At 55.6% G+C, this 22,148-nt stretch carries 14 protein-coding genes; 8 read left to right on the top strand and 6 right to left on the bottom strand.

Going from position 1 to position 22,148, the window contains the following annotated elements:
• Positions 1–11 precede the first annotated feature (11 nt).
• From hypE to KJI95_RS16085, 3 genes are all read left to right on the top strand, one after another.
• Entirely contained in the window at positions 12–1,037 is a 1,026-nt protein-coding gene (hypE, locus tag KJI95_RS16075) for a hydrogenase expression/formation protein HypE (protein ID WP_214508203.1), read from the top strand.
• Entirely contained in the window at positions 1,037–1,396 is a 360-nt protein-coding gene (hypA, locus tag KJI95_RS16080) for a hydrogenase maturation nickel metallochaperone HypA (protein WP_214508204.1), read from the top strand. The genes hypE and hypA overlap by 1 nt, the downstream gene beginning before the upstream one ends.
• A gap of 157 nt (positions 1,397–1,553) precedes the next feature.
• Positions 1,554–2,633, top strand: a complete 1,080-nt coding sequence (locus tag KJI95_RS16085) for a GGDEF domain-containing protein (RefSeq protein WP_214508205.1) — start codon at positions 1,554–1,556, stop codon at positions 2,631–2,633.
• A 40-nt stretch (positions 2,634–2,673) separates the two neighbouring features.
• Here the strand turns inward: KJI95_RS16085 and KJI95_RS16090 are convergent, their stop codons facing one another.
• Entirely contained in the window at positions 2,674–4,746 is a 2,073-nt protein-coding gene (locus KJI95_RS16090) for a VRR-NUC domain-containing protein (RefSeq protein ID WP_214508206.1), read from the bottom strand.
• Positions 4,747–4,761: 15 nt separating this feature from the next.
• Positions 4,762–5,040, bottom strand: coding sequence for a peptidylprolyl isomerase (locus tag KJI95_RS16095; RefSeq protein ID WP_214508207.1), 279 nt, complete (start codon positions 5,038–5,040; stop codon positions 4,762–4,764).
• Between the two features lie 114 nt (positions 5,041–5,154).
• Between KJI95_RS16095 and KJI95_RS16100 the strand changes: the two genes are divergently transcribed.
• A complete protein-coding gene (locus KJI95_RS16100) occupies positions 5,155–5,580 on the top strand; it encodes a secondary thiamine-phosphate synthase enzyme YjbQ (RefSeq protein WP_214508208.1) in 426 nt (141 codons plus the stop codon).
• Between the two features lie 56 nt (positions 5,581–5,636).
• Here KJI95_RS16100 and KJI95_RS16105 read toward each other — a convergent pair whose 3' ends face one another.
• The 4 genes from KJI95_RS16105 to KJI95_RS16120 all read right to left on the bottom strand — a co-directional run bounded on the left by KJI95_RS16105 (position 5,637) and on the right by KJI95_RS16120 (position 12,663).
• Positions 5,637–7,835 (bottom strand): bifunctional diguanylate cyclase/phosphodiesterase, encoded by a 2,199-nt coding sequence (locus KJI95_RS16105; RefSeq protein WP_214508209.1) that lies wholly within the window; start codon positions 7,833–7,835, stop codon positions 5,637–5,639.
• An 80-nt stretch (positions 7,836–7,915) separates the two neighbouring features.
• Positions 7,916–9,130, bottom strand: coding sequence for an RsmB/NOP family class I SAM-dependent RNA methyltransferase (locus tag KJI95_RS16110; RefSeq protein ID WP_214508210.1), 1,215 nt, complete (start codon positions 9,128–9,130; stop codon positions 7,916–7,918).
• 231 nt (positions 9,131–9,361) lie between these two features.
• Positions 9,362–10,639 carry a sugar MFS transporter gene (locus KJI95_RS16115; protein ID WP_432653813.1) on the bottom strand — a complete coding sequence of 426 codons (1,278 nt, stop codon included), beginning with the start codon at positions 10,637–10,639 and terminating at the stop codon, positions 9,362–9,364.
• 398 nt (positions 10,640–11,037) lie between these two features.
• Entirely contained in the window at positions 11,038–12,663 is a 1,626-nt protein-coding gene (locus tag KJI95_RS16120; protein WP_214508212.1) for an alpha-glucosidase family protein, read from the bottom strand.
• A gap of 523 nt (positions 12,664–13,186) precedes the next feature.
• Here KJI95_RS16120 and KJI95_RS16125 point away from each other — a divergent pair.
• The 4 genes from KJI95_RS16125 (at position 13,187) to KJI95_RS16140 (ending at position 21,915) form a co-directional block, all read left to right on the top strand.
• The gene (locus KJI95_RS16125) at positions 13,187–15,946 is read left to right on the top strand and encodes a TonB-dependent receptor (protein WP_214508213.1); all 2,760 of its coding nucleotides are present in this window, start codon (positions 13,187–13,189) and stop codon (positions 15,944–15,946) included.
• Between the two features lie 181 nt (positions 15,947–16,127).
• Positions 16,128–17,747 (top strand): tryptophan halogenase family protein, encoded by a 1,620-nt coding sequence (locus KJI95_RS16130; protein WP_214508214.1) that lies wholly within the window; start codon positions 16,128–16,130, stop codon positions 17,745–17,747.
• A 95-nt stretch (positions 17,748–17,842) separates the two neighbouring features.
• Positions 17,843–19,756, top strand: a complete 1,914-nt coding sequence (locus tag KJI95_RS16135; protein ID WP_284730717.1) for a glycoside hydrolase family 13 protein — start codon at positions 17,843–17,845, stop codon at positions 19,754–19,756.
• 68 nt (positions 19,757–19,824) lie between these two features.
• A complete protein-coding gene (locus KJI95_RS16140) occupies positions 19,825–21,915 on the top strand; it encodes an alpha-amylase family protein (protein ID WP_250885888.1) in 2,091 nt (696 codons plus the stop codon).
• Positions 21,916–22,148 lie beyond the last annotated feature (233 nt).

The following is a 22,148-nucleotide window of genomic DNA, read 5'->3' on the forward strand; positions in this document are numbered from 1 at the left end:
AGGAATTACCGATGTCAGTCAAGCACATACAACTCGCTCACGGTGGCGGCGGCCTTGAAATGAACAAGCTTATTCGCGAGCTGTTTTTTAATGCCTTTGATAATGCCATCCTTCGAAACGAAGAAGACGCCGCGCTGCTGAATCTGTGCGGCCCCACCGCCTTTACCACCGACTCCTTTACCGTATCACCACTGTTTTTTGCCGGTGGCGACATCGGCAAGCTCGCCATCGCCGGCACTGTGAACGATTTGGCCATGATGGGTGCAGAACCACAGTATTTAAGCCTTGGGGTCATTATCGAGGAAGGCTTTGCTCTCGATGACTTAAAAACCATAGTGCACAGCATGGCCGAAGAGCTTAAAAAAAGCGGCGCCAAAATCGTTTGCGGCGACACCAAGGTGGTTCCAAAGGGCTGCGCCGATGGGCTCTTTTTGAACACCAGCGGCGTTGGCCGCATCATCCGCCCGGGCATTTCGGCAAAGGCACTTAAAAGCGGCGATGCCATTATTGTCTCCGGCGACATAGGTCGCCATGGCGCCGCAATCCTGATGGCCCGCGAAGGCCTTGAGCTTGAATCCCGCCTTGAGAGCGACTGCGCGACCTTGTGGGGCGCTGTCGAGCAATTACTGGTGCACCCTTTTGAGATTCATGCCATGCGCGATGCCACCCGCGGCGGCCTCAGCGCTGTGCTGAACGAGTGGGCGGCAGCTTCCGGCGTTAACATTCAGCTTGATGAAGCGGCAGTGCCTGTATCCGATGAAGTGCGCGGCCTTTGCGAGCTTTATGGCTTTGAGCCGCTGGATTTGGCCAACGAAGGCACCTTTGTGCTGGCATTGCCAAAGGCGCAGGCTGAAGGCGCCCTTGAAGTACTTAAGCGCTTTGGCCACTGCGAGCAGGCGGCCATTGTTGGTGAGGTAGTCGGTGAAGTTGTAGAAGGACTCACAGGCCCCGCCGGCAAGGTGGTCCTGAATACCCCCTGGGGCAGCAGCCGTTATCTCGATCTGCCCGCCGGTGAGCTGTTGCCAAGGATTTGCTGATGCACGAATTCTCCATAGTGCAGGCTCTGATAGAGAGCTGCGAGAGCCACGCCCAAAGCCAGCAGGCAAGCGCCATCAGCCGGGTGAAAATCCGCCTTGGCGCGCTTTCTGGCGTTGAGCCAAGCCTGCTTGCCACCGCGTTCGACACCTTTAAACTCGAAGGTATGTGCCGCGAGGCCGTGCTTGAGATGGAGATAGAGCCCTTGATGCTAAGCTGCAACGAGTGCGGCTTTGAGGGTGAGGCCAACGGCCTCAGTGTGCTCTGCCCGTGCTGCCACAGCCCCTTTACCCAGGTCACCGGCGGCGAAGAGATGCTGCTGCTCCAACTCGAGCTTAATAGCTGCGAGCATGGGGCCTAAATCACTTACGCATCGCCTAAGCAGCACTTAAGCAGCACTTAACAGACACATTATCCAGAGCCCAACCAAACTACAGAACTTTGTACTGAAAACTGCAGCTTTTGACATCACACTTTTGTATAGTAACGGTTAAGTTAAAGTTACGGGTGACGTCATCTTGCATCGCATCAGCCACATCCCCAAACCCGCAGCCTTGCTGTTTCACGTGGTCGCCATGATAACCCTGCTCAGTTACTGTGCGTATCGCCTGTATCTGGGCGACTGGGCGCTGGTGGCAATTTACAGCCTGTCGCTGCTGCCGCTGACGCTGTCGTTTTTAAAAGAGCTTAATGGTATTTCAAGCCATGTTAACCGCCGCGTGACCCTGCTGATGGTGTCGATTGGCATTGCCGCCACCAGCCTCGAAATTGGCTATGGCGGGCTTATTTTTGTATTTCCCACCATTTTTATTTATTTCTTTTTGTTCCCGCTGACCGAGGCCTTTGTGCTGTCGATGCTGTTTGGCGCGCTGTCACTGGCGTGCGGCGCACAAACCGAACCGATGGATTTGATTGTCCGCTTTGGCGTGGCTGGGGTGAACTGCGTGATTTTCGGCGCCATTTTTGCCTATATCATCTCAAGCCAGCACAGCAATCTGATGCACCTTGCGATTACCGATCCGCTCACTGGGCTTTATAACCGCAAAAAGCTCAACAGCGATCTTGAGGCGCTGCCCGAAGCCCCTGGCGCTGCGCTCTTGCTGGTGGATATCGACCATTTCAAGCGGATAAACGATGTGGCCGGGCATCTGGAGGGCGACAGAGTATTAAAGGAGGTTGGCGCGCTTATCCAGGGCCTGCTGCCCAATACCGCCCAGGCGTATCGCTATGGCGGTGAGGAGTTTTTACTTATCTTTCGCGATATTGATGATGCCAGGACGACCTGCGAGCACCTGCGCCAAGGCCTGATGCAGATTATTCGGCCGGACATGGCAGGCAAAGCCGCGCCGCTCACCTGCTCTATGGGCCTTGCCGCACGATACGGTGAAGAGAGTGCCGTCCACTGGCTTAAACGCGCCGACATTGCCCTGTACCGCGCCAAAAACGCCGGCCGTGACTGCGTGTGCGTTGCAGAAAGCCCTGTCACCCTGCTGCACCAGGAGAACCAGGTGAGCCAAGAGCAACGAGTGAACCAAGAGAAAAAAGAAAACAAGGAAAGCCACAAAGATAAGGAAAACAAAAGCATCGCAACTCATTGAGATGACGGTTTCAAGCGCCAGGCACTGCCGCCTTTTCTTTTCAGGTATTCGCTGTTTTTGAAGCCTCCACGGCATCTTCAACATAAAGCACACTGGCATCCATGCCGCTGTCAGTCAGCCATTTGAGCCAATCGGTTTGATGGGCGGCAAGCCGGTCACCCGGGCCTTTAACTTCCACAAACTTGAGTGTGTTGTCCTTGATAAGCAGCAGATCGGCAAAACCGCTTCGCCGCTCTTTAAGGCTGCCAAGCATATGGCGGATAAGGGATACAAGCCACTTGCCATCAAGGTACGGGCGCAGCCGCTGCCAAAGCGCCTCATCCCACAGCTGCCAGTTTACCCAGTCGTTGGCAAGACCACGTTTTTGGCAAAAATGGGCATCGAGCACTTCAAGGTCGCCATTGGCAAGGCTTCCGAGGCGCTGCGAGATAAGCTCAGCGCGCCGCTCAGCAAACTCGCTGCGGTACATGTCGGTGGGCGCAGTTTGAAACGGGTGATCAAACGCCCCTTTCACCGGCGCGAAGATGATATCCCACAGCGCCAGACCAAAAAGGCCGCAGCAAAAGTCGTTTTCAAGATGAAAGGCATCAAAACCAAGGCTTTTGAAATGGTTGCAGCTGATTTGCTCAACCTTAAGGGGGGCTTCGACCTTAAGGGGCGCATCAGCCTTAGGCGGTGCTTCAAGCTTGATAGGCCGCAGAGAGCCGGGAACTGTGCCCGAACCAGAACCAGAACCAGATCCAGTGTCGGTTTCAGCGTTAACAGGGCGTGTTAATTGCAGCGCTATCCGGCTGGCGCGGGGCATAAAAACCGCTGGCTTTTGAAACTGCTCTCCTGCTTTTTTGGCAAGGCGCGGCAACATGGCAAGACTTGTGCGGTACTCCTCATCGCAAAGCGGCGACTCAAAAAGCGCCATCGCAGCCGCAAAGGCTTCATCGTGTCGGCCAAGGGCATCCAGACAGCGGGCATAGCGCTCACGGGCCGGCGCCATCTTGATGCCCTCGTAAAGTGCAAGCGCCCTTTGATGCAGTCCGCGCCGCTCACACTCGCGCCCAAGCTGGGATTTAAGCCGCCAAAGCCGGCGACTTCGCCCGTGCCGCGCCAGGCTCTCTGTCGCTGAGTTTTCTTGCTGCGGGCTTTCTTGCTCTGACTTGCCTTGCTCTGACTTGCCTTGCTGTGGGCTTTTTGGCTGCAGACTTGGTGCATTCTCGCTCTGCAAGGCGTTCCCGGCACAGAGTGACAGCAATACCTTATTTGCATCCTGCGCTTTTTGATACCCGGCATCGAGTATTTCAAGGCGCTCACCGAGCGCGATAAGCGCGGCATCCTCAAGCTCTGATGCCTGCAACAGGATTTCGCTTATCTCGCTTAAGCCAAGTGCAAGCTCAATGTCGGCGCGGCTGTCAAAGCGGCGGTTATTTTTATCGAGCGGGTAATTTTCGTAGCGTCGGTGCCCAAGCTCAGCCACCACAAACTCACTGAAATCCTGCCAGCTGTTGCCAAAATACAGCAATTTCAAGGTACGAAACGGCGCTGCCGCATCGAGCAAAAGCACATCATGGCGTATCGCCTGCCAGATAGCGGGCCAAAGGCGCTCCTCGTCAGCAAGCATGCACAGCGCCTGCTTGGAGAGCGACTTAACGACAGTCGTTGCCGATAACTCTGCTATCAGCGAAAAAAGCTCATCTTTTGTAAGAAGCCTTGTGCAGTGACTGGCAAGCTCGGCGTCTTTGGCGGCATCATTAATGGAATAGCCATCGGCGCTGTCACGTTCAAAGGCGCTGCCAATTTGTGTACTATCAAGCCCGCTCCCGAGGCGGATAAACCCGGCGCGGGCAAGGGTCTCGATGGCATTGCCGATATCGTCAATATCGGCATAACTGGGCTTGCTGATGCTAAGTTTGCTTATGCGAAGTTTGCTGATGCGAAACAAGGGGCCGCGGCGGGTCAGGAGCCGTATCAGCAAGCGCCTTGGACCGAGTTGCAGCGTGCCACTTTCAATAAGCCTAAGCTCCGCGTCACTTAGCAAATCCCGATAGCGGCCGAGCGCCGCGCACAGCAGCTCAAAGTGGCGCAAAAAGTAATCGGGATCGTCCAGTGTCGCGGCGGCCAAGGCAGTAAAAGCAGCTTAGTTGCGGTAGATGGTCTGGATAAGATGAAAGCCAAAGCGGGTTTTCACCGGGCCATGGACTTCCAGTACCGGCTTTTTAAACACCACATCATCAAAGGCTTTCACCATCTGGCCTGGACCGAACTCACCCAAATCGCCACTACGACGCTTGGATGGGCAAATGGAATATTGCTTGGCAAGCTTGCCAAAATCTTCGCCCTTGTCGATGCGGGCTTTGAGTTTTTCCGCTTCTTCGCGGGTTTTGACCAGAATATGGCGGGCGCAGGCTTTGGCCATGGCAGACTCCTTAACAGCAGTAATAGCGCTATTTTACCCGAAAGCGGCGTCTGTCGCAGCTTGCAAGCACGACATCCCTTCCCTACACTGCCCCAAGCCATCAAAGGAGGACCTATGTGGTTGCAAAAACAGCTAATTCTACCGCCTAAGCCGCGGGGCTTTCACATCATCACCGCCGACATTGAACGGGCGCTGCCTGAGCTTGCCAACATCCGGGTGGGCCTGCTGCACTTGCTGCTGCAACATACCTCAGCCTCGCTCACTGTGAATGAGAATGCCGATCCGACTGTGCGCCAGGACTTTGAATCCTTTTTCAATGCCACAGTGCAGGAGAACGAGCCCTGGTATCGCCACGATTATGAAGGCCCGGACGATATGCCCGCTCATCTTAAATCAAGCCTGCTTGGCACCAGCCTGATGCTGCCGATAAGTCAGGGGGAGCTTGCCCTTGGCACCTGGCAGGGCATTTACCTTGGTGAGCATCGCGATCGCGGCGGTGAGCGGCGTATCATCGCCACCCTTCAGGGCGAGCCGAACTAATCGAACTCATTGAACTGGAGCGAACTGGCAGCAGTAGCTAAAAGCAGGAATGCTGCTTAGCCCTGAGCGCTAAGCAGTGCGCGCAGCGCATCTTCAGTCATGGGCCGGTGCAGTAAAAAGCCCTGAGCCTTTGACACCTGATGGCGGCGCAAAAACGCGACTTGGCCCTCGTGCTCAACCCCTTCTGCAACAACGCACAGCTCCATCGCGGCGCTCATTTTGATGATGGCTTCCGTCAGTGCCTCGCCCTTGCCGGGCAAGCCCACGGTAGCCATAAACGACTTGTCGAGTTTGACGCAATCCAGCGGGAAATGAATTAGATAGGCAAGGGATGAGTAACCGGTGCCGAAATCATCGATGGCAATCCAAATCCCGCGGCAGCGAAGCGCGGCCAGCGTCTCGTTCAGTGACGGATTGGTTTCAAGCAGCAGCGACTCAGTAATTTCAAGAATAAGCCAGGGCAGCGCCGCGGCATCTTCCGCAAGCAAGCCTCCACAGAAGGATTGCTGCTGCGAGGCGCTAAGAAGCTCAAAACTCGACACATTGACCGAGAGCTTTATCGGGGTTTTGGCGGCGCAGAGTGCCCCGATAAGCTTAAGCGCCTTTTGCCTTACCCACTCGCCCACGGCGCCGATCAAACCGGCGCTTTCAGCAAGCGGAATAAACTCCTGGGGTGAAATCGCTTCCCCCATGTGCTCCCAGCGCAGCAGCGCTTCGGCGGCCACTATCCGCTCGCTGTTCAAATCCACTATCGGCTGATACACCAGCTGCAGCGCATCGTTTGCCAGCGCATCCTTGAGCGCCGAGGTTAAGGTTGCGGTGCGCGCCGCACCTTTGGCCATGGCAGGGGTGAAACGGCGCCAGGTATTGCGGCCGCTACCCTTGGCGTTGTACATGGCCTGATCGGCGGCAAGAAACAGGCTGTCGGGGGTTGTGCCATCGTCGGGAAAGCGCACCGCGCCGAGACTGATGCCGCTGTGAATGCGCCGCCCCTCAATATCAAAAGGCTGTGACATCGCCTTGACGAGGGTTGAAGACAAGGACTCGGCGAAGCTTATCTCGCAGTCATCCTGCCCGTTAGCCTGCACTTTATCAGCATCATAAACGGGTAGGTACAGCGCAAACTCATCGCCGCCGACCCTTGAAAGCAGCGCCCCTTCGGGCAGCTGCGCCTGTAACCTTGCGGCCGCAAGACGCAGAACGGCATCGCCAACATGGTGGCCAAAGCTGTCGTTGATTTGTTTAAAGCGGTCAAGATCCATCAGCAGCAGCCAATAAGGCGCCGCGCTTTCACAGGCCCGCTCAAGGGATGAGGCCAGCAAAAACCGATTGGCAAGGCCGGTAAGCGAGTCGTAATTGGCTTGATATTCAATCACATCAGCGGCAAGTCGCCGCTCAGTGGTGTCATTCATCAGCCAGCCGTACATGGCACCGTTGCCCTGGGGATCGGCCACCGGCGTGACCAGAATATCCAGATGGCGCTGCTGACCACGCTGGGATACCACGCACTCGCCATTAAAACTGCGGCCACGGCCGAGTTGTTCAATAAGCTCGGCCAAGGCGTCGTCAGGGCAATCATCGAATATCAGCGCCGGATCGAAGCTGCTGAGTTCGGCGCTGAACCAGGCCTTGAACGCGGGGTTTTTATAGAGGATTTGCCACTTGTCGTCGGTAATCGCAAGTGCCATCGGCATATTGTTGAAAATCCGCGCCACCAGCTGCTGATAACGCTGATCGCGGCTGCGCTCAATTGCGAGCGCCGCAAGCTTGCCGGCCTGGGAGATAAGCGCAAGCTCATTATCGCCGGGCAGTTTTATCCGGTCGTGATACAGGGCAAAGGTGCCGATAACCTTACCGGCGCTGTCTTTGATAGGTTCAGACCAGCAGGATTTAAGGCCATGGGCCAGGGGAATTGCGTTGTAGGGCAACCAATAGGGATGGGTGGCGATATCGTCCACCACCACCCGCTCGCCAAGAAAGGCCGCGCTGCCACAGGAGCCCACCCCAAGGCCGATTTCTACCCCATGAACAATGCGGTTGAATTCGGCCGGCAGGTTTGGCGCGGCGCCGGTCAGCAGCCGCTTGCCATCTTCACTGAGCAGCAGAATGGATGCGGCAACGCCCTGGGTCTGAGCTTCAATCAGCTCGGTAAGCGCCCGCAGGATAGCCGGCAATGGCCTGTGCTCCAGCACCATGGCCAGAATGCCGCCATAACCGGACACTTCAAATCCGCGTCCTTCCCACTCTTTGCTCATCCGTCACTCCTTCGGTGGCGATGTCGTCCCTGTATACAATCAGCAAACAGTATTGGCAACCATACCTTGGTCTGATGGCGTTACTCGGCGATGCGCTCCAGGCGCGCCAGATAAAAACCATCAAAGCCACTGCCCGCCGGGGTGATATTGTCATCTTCCAGCAAGCGGAAATTGGGGTTAGCCGCTAAAAATGCATCGACCTGACCGCGATTTTCACAGGGCATAATGGAGCAGGTCGCATACACCAGTATACCTCCTACTTTCACCATGCGGCTGTAACTGCCAAGAATGTGGGCCTGCAGCTCCATCAGCACCGGCAGACGCTCTTCGGTATCGCGCCACTTGGCATCCGGATTGCGCTTAAGCACCCCAAGGCCGGAGCATGGCACATCCAGCAGCACTCTGTCGGCAGAAAGCTTTAGACGCTTGATGGTCTTGGAGCCTGTGATAAGCCGGGTCTCGACGTTATGGGCACCGGCGCGGCGGGCACGCTCCTTGAGGTTATCGAGTTTCCACTGCTCCACGTCCATGGCAAGCAACCTGCCCTTGCCCGCCATCATGGCCGCAAGGTGCAGGGTTTTACCGCCGGCACCGGCGCAGGCATCAATCACCCGCATCCCGGGTTTCACATCAAGGGCCGCTGCTACCTTTTGTGAGCCGGCGTCCTGCTGCTCAAACCAGCCATCGGCAAAAGATTGAGTCCGAAAGAGGGCCGAATCAGAGGTGACCTCAAGCGCACTGTTAACTTCATCGACAGCCACTGTGGTCACGCCCTCGCCTTCGAGGCGCGCCGCAAGCGCATCTCGGTCACACTTAAGCGCGTTGGTGCGGATATAACGCTTGGGCTCAAGGCTAAGCGCCGCACGCTCGGCAGGCCAGCTTTCACCGAGCTCCCGCATGCCGAGGGCATCAAGCCACTCGGGGCAGCCATCCCACAGCAGCGGATTGGCTTTGGCCTCATCAAGGCGCGCCGCAAATACCTCATCTTCAATGGTGAGCGAGTAGCGGATTTTGGGCAGCGCCAGGCCATGGAACATGTGCCAGGCGTTGATAAGCCGGGTACCTTCACGTTCGAGGCGCGCAGGCTCAGTGTCAGCAAGATGGCAAAAAAGGTTCAGACGCCGGATAAGCTCACCCGTGACTGTGGTAATGCGTGCCAACTCTTCTCCGGGCAGTTTGAGGCCGGAAAAGTGGCGCGAATAGGCTCTGTCCAGCGGCGAGCCTTCATTGAGCACCATATTCAGGATCCCAATAACCAGCTCAGCCTGGGAGAACGACAAGGGTGATTGCAGCATAACAGCGTCCAAGAATGAAAAAACCGCGAGATCATAGGAGGTATCGCCCACACAGGCAAGGAAAGCGAGAAACAATTGCGCCAATGCAGCGCCTGTTGGCAAAGCTCGCTTACGCGCGGCAAACAAAAACGCGCCTCAAAAGGCGCGCTTTTATCATCGGCGTAAGCAGGTTTCGTGGATAAGGGCGGTCGCTTTATTCGTCACCTTAGCCCGCCACCTTAGCCCGCCGCATTATCTGGCAACAACGTTCTCGGCAACGTTGTCGGCCGCGACAGACGAGCCCTTAAGACCATAAAAAAGGATATAGGCATAGCAAAGCACCGGCAGCACAAAGGAAATCGTCAGTCCCGCCACATCGGCAACCACACCCTGCAGCAGCGGCACTATGGCGCCGCCTACAATCGCGAGGCACAAAATACCGCTGCCCTGGGCAGTAGCAGGCCCTAAGTTTTTCAGCGCCAGACTGAAAATGGTCGGGAACATAATGGAGTTAAAAAGCCCCACCGCCAGAATCGCCCACATCGCCACGGCGCCTTCACTCATCATGGCGACCACCACCAGCAGCGCTGCCATCAGCGCGTTAAAGCCAAGCACCTTGCCGGCGGCTACTTTTTGCATCACGGCCGCGCCGATAAAACGTCCCACCATGGCGCCGCCCCAATAAAAGGCGATGTAATGGGCGGCGTCGGCTTCTTCGAGCCCCGCCACATGGGCCTGACCTAAAAAGTTCACCAAAAAGCTGCCGATGGCCACTTCGCCGCCAACGTAGACAAAAATGCCGATGGCGCCAAGCACCAGATGGCGGTGACTGAGGGCGCTTTTGCCTTCAATCACTGCTGCGTCGTCCTGCTGCTCATGTTCATTGACGTGCGGGAGTTTTATCAGCGAAAACACCACCGCGAGCACAATCAACATGCCGCAAAGGAGCAGATACGGCAGTTTCACCGCCTCGGCTTCGGCTTCGGCCGAGGCGCCCACCGCCACCGACAAAATCAGCAGTGCCCCAAAGGATGGCGCGAGTGTGGTACCAAGGGAGTTAAAGGCCTGGGTCAGGGTCAAGCGGCTTGAGGCGGTTTCTACCGGCCCAAGGGCTGTTACGTAGGGATTGGCCGCCACCTGCAGCACTGTGATGCCACTTGCCAGCACAAACAGCGCGCCAAGAAAGAGACCGTAAGTCGCATAAGCCGCCGCCGGGTAAAACAGCGCGCAGCCAAGGGCGGCGGTCAAAAGCCCCACCACTATGCCCTTTTGATAGCCTAAGCGTTTCACCAGCACGCCCGCCGGCACCGACACCAGAAAGTAAGCGCCGAAAAAGCAAAACTGAATCAGCATCGCCTGGGCGTAACTTAAACTGAATACCGCTTTTAAATGCGGAATAAGGATGTCGTTGAGGCAAGTGATAAAGCCCCACATAAAAAACAAGGTGGTGAGGGATGTCAGGGCAAACAGATACTGAGGTTGACTCTGCCCCACTGCAGTTTGGTTTGTGGACGACTTTGACGCCGTCATAGGTACACCGGAAGCCATGCTGTTCTCCTTGCAGGTTGCTTTTGTTGCTCTTGTTGTTCTTGTTGCCCTTGTTGCTCTTGATGTAAACGGGCTAAGTTGTTTTAGCGGTGTTGTGATAGAAACTGCTTTATATCCGCTGCGTTTTATATCCACAGCGTTATGGATACTGCCTTATTTCTGCGCAGATTTTGAACCAAATTAATCCGCTCCGACTTAATCCGCGCCTCAATCCGTCTTGAGCCGAGGGCTCAATCATTTGCTTACTTTGCCCTGCTAAACGGTAGCAGATAAGCCAAGCGGCACTCTTTTTAACCGATTGGCTTACTTTTTAGCCGCTTGGCCATTCTTTTTAGCTGCTTGGCCGTCCTCTTCAGCCGCGTGGCGTCGTGCCTTGATTATCAGCCAAGCTTTAGCAGCAGCGCGCCGTGGGGTTCAAGGGCAATCTCGCCGCCGCTTTTAAGCAAGCCGCCGCCAAGCCCGTGCCCCTCGAGTATGCTGGCAGATTCTGCCTCAGCAAACCGGCACTTCTGATTAACATCAGAAAGATTGAACACACAAAGCAGTTTTTCAGCACCATGCTCACGAACAAACGCCAGCACAGGCTCATTGACATCAATAAACTTGATTCCACCCGACACCAATGCCGGCTGAGTGCTGCGCCAGGCCATAAAACGGCGAAACTGATTCAGCACCGAATCCCTGTTCGCTTCCTGCACATCGACACTGAGGGGGCGATGGGCATCCGGCAGCGGCAGCCAGGGGGTATCGCTGCCAAAGCCCATCGCGCTATCACCGCTTTGCCACGGCATTGGGGTGCGACAGCCATCGCGGCCTTTAAAGTTAGGCCAGAAGGTGATGCCGAATGGGTCCTGCAGCGCTTCGTAGGGGATGTCAGCTTCAGTAAGCCCCAGCTCTTCACCCTGATAAACGCACAAACTGCCGCGCAGACAGCCAAGCAGCGCCGATAACATCTTGGCCATTTGGGTACTGCCTTTACCCTGTCCCCAGCGGCTAAGCACCCGCTCCACATCGTGATTGCCAATCGCCCAGCAAGGCCAGCCGCTGCCGATGGCGTTTTCCAGCGCCTCCACTGTGCTGCGGATGTAGGCAGCGCTGTAATCTTTGGTCAAAAGCTCAAAGCTGTAGGCCATGTGCAGGCGATTATCGCCTTTGGTGTACTCGGCCATGGTGGCGAGGGAGTCTTCGCTTGAGACTTCGCCTAAGGTCACAGTGCCCGGGTAGCGGTCAATCAGCGCGCGCAGCTCCTCGATAAAGCCCAGGGTCTCGGGGCGCTCGTTGTTGTACCAGTGGTACTGATAGGCGTATGGGTTATCTTCAGAAAAACCACGGCCGGCGCGTTTGTCGGCAGGTTTGGCCGGATTGTCGCGAAGCTTTTCATCGTGGAAACAAAAAGTGATGGCATCGAGACGGAAACCATCGACGCCCTTTTTCAGCCAAAACTCGACGTTATCGAGCACGGCCTTGCGGACGTCCTCGCAGTGAAAGTTAAGATCGGGCTGACTTTTCAAAAAGTTATGCAGATAGTACTGCTGGCGCCTTGGCTCCCACTCCCAGGCGCAGCCACCGAAAATGGCCAGCCAGTTATTGGGCGCCGTGCCATCTTCGCGGGGATCGGCCCATACATACCAGTCGGCCTTGGGGTTATCGCGGCTCTGGCGGCTCTCGGCAAACCAGGCGTGTTCATCGGAGGTGTGACTGAGCACCTGATCGATAATCACCTTAAGCCCGAGCTGATGGGCCTTGGCTATCAGTTCATCAAAATCGGCCATGGTGCCGAACATGGGGTCAACATCCAAATAGTCGCTGATGTCGTAACCGAAGTCTTTCATCGGGGAGCGGAAAAACGGCGAGATCCAGATGGCGTCGACATTGAGGCTGGCAATGTAGTCCAGTCGCTGGATGATCCCTTTCAGATCGCCAATGCCATCGCCGTTGGTGTCCTGCAGGCTGCGCGGATAGATCTGGTAAATGGCAGCGCCGCGCCACCAGGGTATCGTGTTCATTCTCGCCCCTATTTTTTGCTGTTTTAGCTGTTTTTGCTGTTCTGTATCCGGGCCTTTGGCCCCGGCCAGCGGCCGCTGTTGGCCAAATGTTGCCGACAGGTAAGCGTACTGGGTGTGGTTTCTTTGCTGGATGCAGAATACGTGACAAGCAAAAGCGGCAGCAATAGACCTGCATACGTATGCAAAAATCAATCACTTAGCTTACAGCACACATCGTGAGTTTTAAGTCTATAATTTCAATGCGTTATAAATCATTTGGTTTGTTCTTTTTTTGTTGCAATTGGTGGTTCTTGCCTGGGTTAGCCCACCGACAGCGCTTTTGAATACGTATGCACCCGGTTGTGAAGGCAAATGGCGCGGGAGTAGTATCGTCACCGTTGCGCAACATGTTGGTCATAAAAACAGCTCTTATGCAGTCAGTTAAGTGCTCGCATGCCCAATTACATTAATAAACAAAGACTGTTGTCCCAACACTTAAGGCTCGCTGGCACCCACAGACCGGCGACACAAAGGGGAAAGATGAATGATGCGATTTAAACCAAGTGTGCTGACCCTGGCGCTTTTTGCCGCAGGTGTGAGCATGTACAGCCACGGCGCTGAAGAAGCCGTTACTGCCAAGAGCGCCGACGAAGCCGTAAAGAGCCAGGACGCAAAAGCTGAAGACCAAGCCATTGAAGTCATTCAGGTAACCGGTATTCGCCGCTCGCTGCAGGAATCACAGGCCACCAAGATGGCCAACTCTTCTGTGGTGGAAGCCATTTCTGCCGAAGACATCGGCAAACTACCTGACGTGAGTATTGCCGAGTCTCTGGCCCGCCTGCCCGGCGTTGCCGCCCAGCGTCTCGACGGCCGCGCCAACGTGATTTCTATCCGCGGCCTTGGTCCTGACTTTACCACCGCGACCTTAAACGGCCGCGAGCAGGCCACAGTGAACGATAATCGCGGTGTGGAGTTTGACCAGTATCCGTCTGAGCTCCTGAATCAGGTGGTGGTATACAAAACCCCCGATGCGACCCTGATGACCCAGTCAATCGGCGGCACCGTAGACATGCAAACCATTCGTCCCCTCGCCCATGGCCAGCAAACCTTTGTGGTGGGTGCCCGTGGTGAATACAACGATTTGGGTGCCCTTAACAGCGACAGCACCGACAAGGGCTATCGCTTCAACTTCTCTTATGTAGATCAGTTCCTTGACGACACCCTGGGTGTGGCGGTGGGCTATGCCCGTATGAGCTCGCCCAACCAGGAAGAGCGCTGGCAGGCCTGGGGTTACCCAGAGCTGGATTACAATGCCAACAATCCCAAGGTACTGGGTGGTGCCAAGCCCTTTGTCCGTTCAAGCGAGCTTCAGCGTGACGGCGTACTGGCCGTGCTTGAATACCAGCCAAACGACAAGTTCCACAGTCTGCTCGACCTCTACTACTCCAAGTTTGATGACCAGCAGCTGCTGCGCGGTATCGAAATTCCGGGCCAATGGGGTGCCGGCTGGGGTAACAGCGGCATTACTGCCAACAAGTCCACCGACGGTCTGGTCACCGAAGGCACCATCAATGATGCCGCCGTGGTGGTGCGTAACGACGTAAACACCCGTGAAGCCGACGCCCTGTCAGTTGGCTGGAACAACCAGTATCAAATCAACGACAGCTGGACAGTTGAAGCCGATATCGCCCTTTCCCGCGCCAATCGCACCGACATCGGTATGGAAAGCTACAGCGGCACCGGCCGTGGTAATGGCAACGGCGCCACCGATACCCTGGGCTTTGTTTACGATGGTGATGGCCGCTATCAGTTCAGCCATAACCTCGATTATGCAGATGCGGCGCTGATTAAACTCGGCGGCCCGTTCAGCTGGGGTAATCCGGTTGGCCCAGACAGTCAGGACGGCTTTATCAACAAGCCTGAAATTGACGATGAAATCAAATCCATGCGCCTTGCCGCCGAGTATATGATTGATGCCGGCGCCATTCGCAACATCACCTTCGGTCTGAACTACACCGAGCGTGACAAGAGCAAGATGGATCAGGGTTTCTACCTGACCCTGAAAGACTATCCGGCCATGATAACCGTGCCATCCCAGTATCTGCTGGCACCGACCTCGCTGGATTTCTTCGGCATGGGCGACATGCTGAGCTACGACTCACTGGCGTTTTACAACGATGGCCACTACATCGAAACCAGCGCCGACAGTGTTGATTTAAGCCGTGCCACCAACTCCTGGAAAGTGTACGAAGAAGTTACCACTGCCTTTGTCAAACTGGATCTGGACACCAGCATAGGTGACATGCCGCTGACCGGTAACTTCGGCCTGCAGGCTGTGGATACCGACCAGAGCTCCGACGGCACTGTGGCCTCGGTTGAAGATGGCAAAGTGGTCAAGACCCCCATCAGCGCCGGCGACAGTTATCTTGAGTGGCTGCCAAGCATGAACCTGTCGCTGGAAGTGGCAGAAGATCAGGTAGTTCGCCTCGCGGCCGCCCGTACCCTGACCCGCGCCCGCATGGACAAGATGAATGCCAACGTCAACTTCAGCTATAACGCCAATCCAAGCGATGGTGTTAACTGGACCGGTGGCGGCGGCAACCCAGAGCTTCGCCCCTGGCTTGCCCGTCAGTACGACATCAGCTACGAAAACTACTTTGCCGATCAGGGTTACTTTGCCATCGCCGCATTCTACAAAGATCTGGAAAACTACGTTTTCAATCAGAACAGCGACTTCAACTTCGGTGAACTGTTCCCCGATGTTCCAGGCAACCCAATCGGTAACATCAGCCAGCCACAAAACGGCAACGGCGGTTATGTGCGCGGCGTTGAAGCCACAGTACAGCTGGACTTTGGCTACTTTGCCCAGCCGCTGGAAGGCCTTGGTATGTACTTAAGCGGTACCTACAACGAAAGCGAAGTGAAAGAAACCGCCGATTCTGAGCCAAGCACCCTGCCCGGTCTGTCTGAGAAAACCTTCAACGCCACCCTGTACTATGAAAACAGTGGTTTTGAAGCACGCATCAGCTCACGCTACCGCTCTGATTTCCTTGGTGAAGTGACCAAGATCAGTCTGCAGCGTGAAAACGTCAACATCATGGCCGAAACCGTGGTGGATGCGCAGATTGGTTACGACTTCTCTGAAAGCGGTATCGACGCGCTGTATGGCCTGTCCGTGCTCTTCCAGGTGAATAACCTCACCAACGAGCCGTTCATCTCCTACTTTGGTGATGACAAGCGCTTCGTCCGTGACTACCAGAACTACGGCCGCAACTTTATGTTGGGCGCGAACTACAAGTTCTGATGAGTCTGTGAGCCACAAGCCCTTGCCAGTGCGAGGGCTTTTTTTTAGCTTGGATGCAAGCGCCATGCTGCATTGACGTTCAGAGCCCATGCTCAGGCCATGCAAAACAATGCGTGAGCCATGCAAAAACAATGCAAAAGCAAGGCACTGGCAAAGCCTGCATCAGGCACAAGGAGGCTAGATGGCAACCGCCCATAACCCCAATGCCGTAAAATCCGTCATCATCCTCGGTGGCGGCAGCGCCGGCTGGATGAGCGCCGCGCTCCTGTGCCGGCTGTTCAAACAGCAGCTACATATCACTCTGGTGGAATCCGCCGACATAGGCACCATAGGTGTCGGCGAAGCCAGCATTCCGCCACTGACGTTATTTAATCAAGCACTTGGCATTGATGAAGCCGAGTTTTTACGCCAAACCCAGGGCAGCATCAAACTGGGTATCGAATTTCAGGGCTGGGGCGATAAAACGAGCCGCTATATGCACGCCTTTGGTGCCATCGGTAAGGATCTTGGTCTTATCCCTTTTCACCAGCTGTGGCTTAATCAAACGCTTAACGGCAAAGAAGCAGGCACGCTTTGGGATTACTCTTTTAATGTAAAAGCGGCCAGCGCCCATAAATTTGCGCCCATGGCCAGTATCCAAGGCACGCCGCTCTCTGGTCTCACCCACGCTTATCACTTTGATGCCGGGCTTTATGGCGCGTTTTTGAAGGACTACAGCATCGCACGGGGCGTAACGCACATCATAGGCCATCTGGAAAAGGTCAATCTGCACACGCCTGCGACCGGACTTGCGTGCATCGATGAAGCAGGTAACGCTTGTGCCATAGATAAGCAAAGCCAGGAACAAATCCAAGAGCAAATCCAAGAGCAAATCCAAGAGCCGCGTATAGCTTCCATCAGCTTAAAAAACGGCGACACCTTAAGTGCGGATTTCTTTATCGATTGTACTGGCATGCAGGCGCTGCTGGTTGAAGGTGCGCTCAAGGCAGGCTTTGAGGATTACAGCGCACTGCTGCCCTGTGACCGCGCCATCGCCGTGCCCTGTGAGCGCAGCGAGCCACTATTGCCCTACACCCAGTCCATCGCCTTTGAGGCAGGCTGGCGCTGGCGCATTCCGCTGTCGCACCGCACCGGCAACGGCGTGGTGTATTCAAGCGCCCATATGAGCGATGACGCGGCCGAGGCGCTGCTGATGAAGAGCCTTGATGGCAAGCCACTTGGCGAGCCAAAGCGGATCCGCTTCAAAACCGGCAGGCGCACACGCCAATGGGTTGGCAACTGTGTCTCCATTGGCCTCTCGAGCGGCTTTTTGGAGCCCCTTGAGAGCACCAGTATTCATCTGGTGCAATCGGCGCTGCTGCGCCTGGTGCGCTTTTTCCCCGCCGGGCACGACTATCAGCACAGCCGCGCGCTCTTTAACGCCGAGTCAAAGCAGGAGTTTGAAGAAATACGCGACTTTATTGTGCTGCACTACGTGCTTAACCGGCGCGATGAACCCTTCTGGCACGAGCGCGCCCAAATCCAGCTTCCGCAAAGTCTTGCCGATCGTATGGCACTTTTTGCCGAAAACGGCACCCTCCTTCGCCGCACAGATGAGCTTTTTTCAGCACTTGCATGGCAGCAGGTGTTTCTTGGTCAGGGCCTGCTGCCGAAGGCATCCTCGGCGCTGGCAGCTAACGTGCCAGAGGGGCAGATTGCTGATTACCTTAACGATATTCGCCGCATTCAGCAGCAGGCAACCGCTGCATTGCCAAGCCACAGCGACTATCTGGCTGCACTTAACGCGAAAGGAAGCAGATGATGACAATTCATCACCCACAGAGCTCACTATCCAAGGCTTGCTGCCACGGGCTTGCACTTTTTCCGTTGCGGCGAGCAGCCCGGCTTAAGTTGCTTATGTTGCTCACGCTGCTTCTCGGCGGTTGCAGTGACGATGCCAAGAGGCCACAAGATGAAGCACAGGCCCAAGCCATTACGGACAGCGCAGGCCCCTCATATACTGTCTCGCCGCCCAACTGGTGGGCCGGCATGAAAACGCCCTCTGTTGAGCTTATGATCCACGGCGCCGATATTGGCCGCGCCAAAATAAGCCTGCCTGGCGATAGCACCACCGAAGCGAAAGGGGTGCAATTAGAAAGCGTGAAAGCGGCAGAGAGCCCCAATTACCTCTTTGTAACCCTGAATACCGAGCACGCCAAACCCGGAGATATAACCCTTAATATTCAGATTGATAATAAGACCCATAAGCTGCGCTACCGCCTGTTACCGCGCAAAAGCGGGCATTCGCATCAAGGCTATAACAACGCAGATGTGCTTTATCTCATCACCCCCGACCGCTTTGCCAATGGCGACAGCGCCAACGACAATATCGCGGGCTTTAGCGACGCAGTAAAACCCGGCGACCCCGACGGCCGTCATGGCGGCGATATTCAGGGTATTCGTAACAGACTGCCCTACCTTGCTGACCTTGGTGTCACCCAGCTTTGGATAAACCCGCTGCTTGAGAATAACCAGCCAAAGTACTCTTATCACGGCTATTCCATCACCGACCATTACCGCATCGATCCGCGCTTTGGCAGTAACGAGGACTACTTAGCCCTTGCTGACGAGGCGCGCCGACACGGCCTTGGGATTGTGATGGATGTGGTGCTCAATCACATAGGCTCAGGCCATCCCTGGCTTGAGGACTTGCCCTTCAGCGACTGGCTTAATCCCAAGGCGCCTTTTACCAGCCACAGACGCACGGCGGTGCAAGACCCCTACAGCGCCGAGTCGGATAAACGCCACTTTAGCGACGGCTGGTTTACCGACACCATGCCAGACCTTAATCAGCGCAATCCCCATATGGCGCGCTTTTTAATCCAGCACACGCTGTGGTGGATAGAGAGCGCGGGGTTATCGGGCCTTCGCATCGACACCTGGTCCTATTCCGATAAAGCGTTTTTGAAGGCATTTTCCAACGCAGTGCTCACTGAATACCCGCGCCTTAACCTGGTTGGGGAAGAATGGAGCAATAACCCGGCGATAGTGAGCTATTGGCAGGCGGGTAAGCAAAACCGCGATGGTTACGACAGCGAGTTGCCCGGCCTGATGGACTTTCCCCTGTACGAAACCCTGCTAAACGCACTGAACGAGGACGAAAACTGGGACACAGGGTTTATCAGGCTGTATGAGGCGCTCGCGAATGACACCCTTTACCCCAATGCGCAAAATCTCGTGCTGTTTGAAGGCAATCACGACACCAACCGCCTCTACAGCGTGCTTGGCAGGGATATGGCCAGGTTTAAGATTGCCCTTGCCTATGTCCTGCTCTCGAATCGGGTACCGCAGCTTTTTTACGGCACCGAATTTGCGATGCAAAGCCCGGTAGAGGGCCGAAACGATGGCGCGGTACGCGCCAATATGCCGTTTTTCAGTGAAACATCACTGACAGATGCGGACATCAGCACCCTCCCAGCAAGTGCAAAGGAGGCCCACGGCTTTATCCGCAGCCTGCTGCATTTTCGCCGCCAAAGCGCTGCCATCCAGCGTGGCAGACTGGTGCACTTTGTCCCCGAAAATGGCCTCTATGTGCAGTTTCGGCTGGCGCCGTGCGATGGACCAGCAACAGACACGCACGCCTGCGAGCAAAGCGGCAAGAACGTGATGATTATTTTCAATAAAAACCCTAAAAAGACCGAACTTAACATGGCGCGTTTTGCCGACATTCTGCCGCCCGGCAGCAAAGTAAACGCCCCGATGGACGGTAATGAATTTACCTTGCCAGAAACCCTCAGCGTTTCTCACCCCGTAACAGTGCTGGAGTTTTAATCGTGACAAGCATGCCTTCTCTTTTTGCCGCCCCTGCAGCAGCGGCCCTTTTTTCGTCGCCGCTTCGAATGAGTGCCCTGTGCGCCGCGCTGCTCTCGGCTCCACTGCTGTCTGCTCCAGCGAACTCGGCTCCACTGCTGTCGCTGGTCAATGGCGCAGCGCATAACGTAGCAGCGCTAAATGCAGCACAGATGAATACCGCAGCGTCTGCCACCAAACACAGCAAAGAGCACAGTGAAGTATTGATTTATCAGATGTTGCCGCGGGTGTTTGGCAATCAGAATCCAAACAATGTGCCCTGGGGCAGCCTTGATACCAACGGCACAGGTAAGTTTGCCGACATCAGCGATGCCGTGCTTGCCGATATCCGCGCCATGGGCGTCAGCCACGTGTGGTACACAGGGGTGCTGCATCATGCCAGCATGACCGACTACAGCGCCTTTGGCATCGAAAAAGACGATGCCGACGTGGTCAAGGGCATTGCAGGCTCCCCCTATGCCATTCGCGATTACTACAACGTAAACCCCGACCTTGCGCTGTCGGTGCCAGACCGGCTTGATGAGTTCAGGGCGCTGGTTGCGCGCAGCCACAAGGCGGGGCTTAAGGTGATTATCGATATAGTACCCAATCACGTGGCGCGCCGTTATCACTCGCCGTCACGCCCCCTTGGCATGGCTGACCGCCACATTGCCGACCTCAGCGCAGCAGACCTTAAAGTAGCGGACTTTGAAGCTGCAGACTATGAAGTAGCTGACTTTGGTGCTGGCGACGACACCTCAGTCTCCTTCGCCCCCGATAACAATTTCTATTATGTTCCCGGCAAAGCCTTTGAAGTGCCAGCGAGTGAAGGCAGCCAAGGCATGCCAAGCGCCATTGTGAGCCTGCAGGATGGTAAGTTTGCCGAGCTTCCCGCCAAATGGACCGGCAATGGTGACAATAAGGGCGAGCCCCATGCGCCCAAGGCCGATGACTGGTATGAAACCGTCAAACTCAACTATGGCGTTGCGCCGGATGGCAGCGAGCATTTTCCTAAACTTCCGGTGAGCCTTGCCTTCAAGCCTATCAGCGATCATCAGGCGTTTTGGGCGACGCAAGCCAGGGTGCCGGATACATGGGTGAAAATGCGCGATATCAGCCGCTTTTGGCTTTCAATGGGCGTCGATGGTTTTCGCTTTGACATGGCCGAAATGGTGCCTGTGCCCTTTTGGAGTTACCTTGTGAGTGACATCAAGGCCAAACGCCCCGATGCGCTCCTCATCGCCGAAGTGTACGACCCCAAGCGTTACCGCGATTTTATCGGCCTTGGCAAGCTGGATTTGCTGTACGACAAGGTTGGCCTATACGACACCTTAAAAGCCGTGAGTCAGGGTAAGGCGTCGGCAGGCGAGATAAGCCAGCGCATCAATGAGATAGCCGACATCAAGCCGCACATGCTGCACTTTTTGGAGAACCATGACGAGCAGCGCATAGCAAGCCCCGAGTTTCTTGGGGACGGCGCTAAAGCACTGCCGGCGCTCGCGGTGTCGCTGTTTGCCACCGACGGCCCCTTTATGCTCTATTTTGGCCAGCGTTTTGGCGAAGATGGCAGTGAAACGGGCGGTTTTGGCAAGCCAAGCCGCACCAGTATCTTCGATTATGTGTCGGCGCCTGCGATGGCAAGGTACCTTAAACAGGATGCAAACGGTAACTTTGGCGCCGCGAGCCTGCCACAGGAGCGCGCGCTTAACAGTGCATATCTTAAACTGCTTGCCCTCTACCCAGGCATTAAGGCCGAGCCATTAGGCCGTATTGAAAACGGTGGCTGCGAAGCGGCTGTTGTCAATGAAGCCAAGCAAAATCAGGATATGCAAAGAGACAGCAAACAACACTGCGCTGCCTTACGAATTTATCGCGGGAAGTATCTGATAGAAGCCAACTTTTCTGACTCGCCGCTAGCGGTTATCGATTCGGCGCCTGCGGATACGCAGGCCACCTTTGATGCCCATCAAGCGGCTTCAAGTGGTAAAAACGCGGCTTTGGCTGATAAACAAGCTGGTGTTATTAAGTCAAAACTGCTTCTGTCGCTGCCAGAGTTGCCGCAGCAGGCAGCTGAGCAGGCATCTCATCAGCAACACAGCCTCCCCGCCTGGGGCGTGCGGATATATGAGCTTAAGGAGTAGCAGTTAAGGCGTATTCGCCGGTTTGGTTCATGGATAGCTTACGCTCAAGGGTGGCCGCATGCTTAACCATGTAGTGGTCCAATAGGACCGAGCCACCTTTTTACTTCAAAGCATATGGAAATCAGCGCTTTTGGATATCAGAGCGTTGAGCATAAGCGCTTTTTCGAGGCGAACGCTTGAGCGAAACGCTTTGAGCGAAACGGTTAGGCATAAGCGTTTTGAACGCCGCCCCC

The organism is Shewanella jiangmenensis, from assembly GCF_018596335.1.
Taxonomy (GTDB): domain Bacteria; phylum Pseudomonadota; class Gammaproteobacteria; order Enterobacterales; family Shewanellaceae; genus Shewanella; species Shewanella jiangmenensis.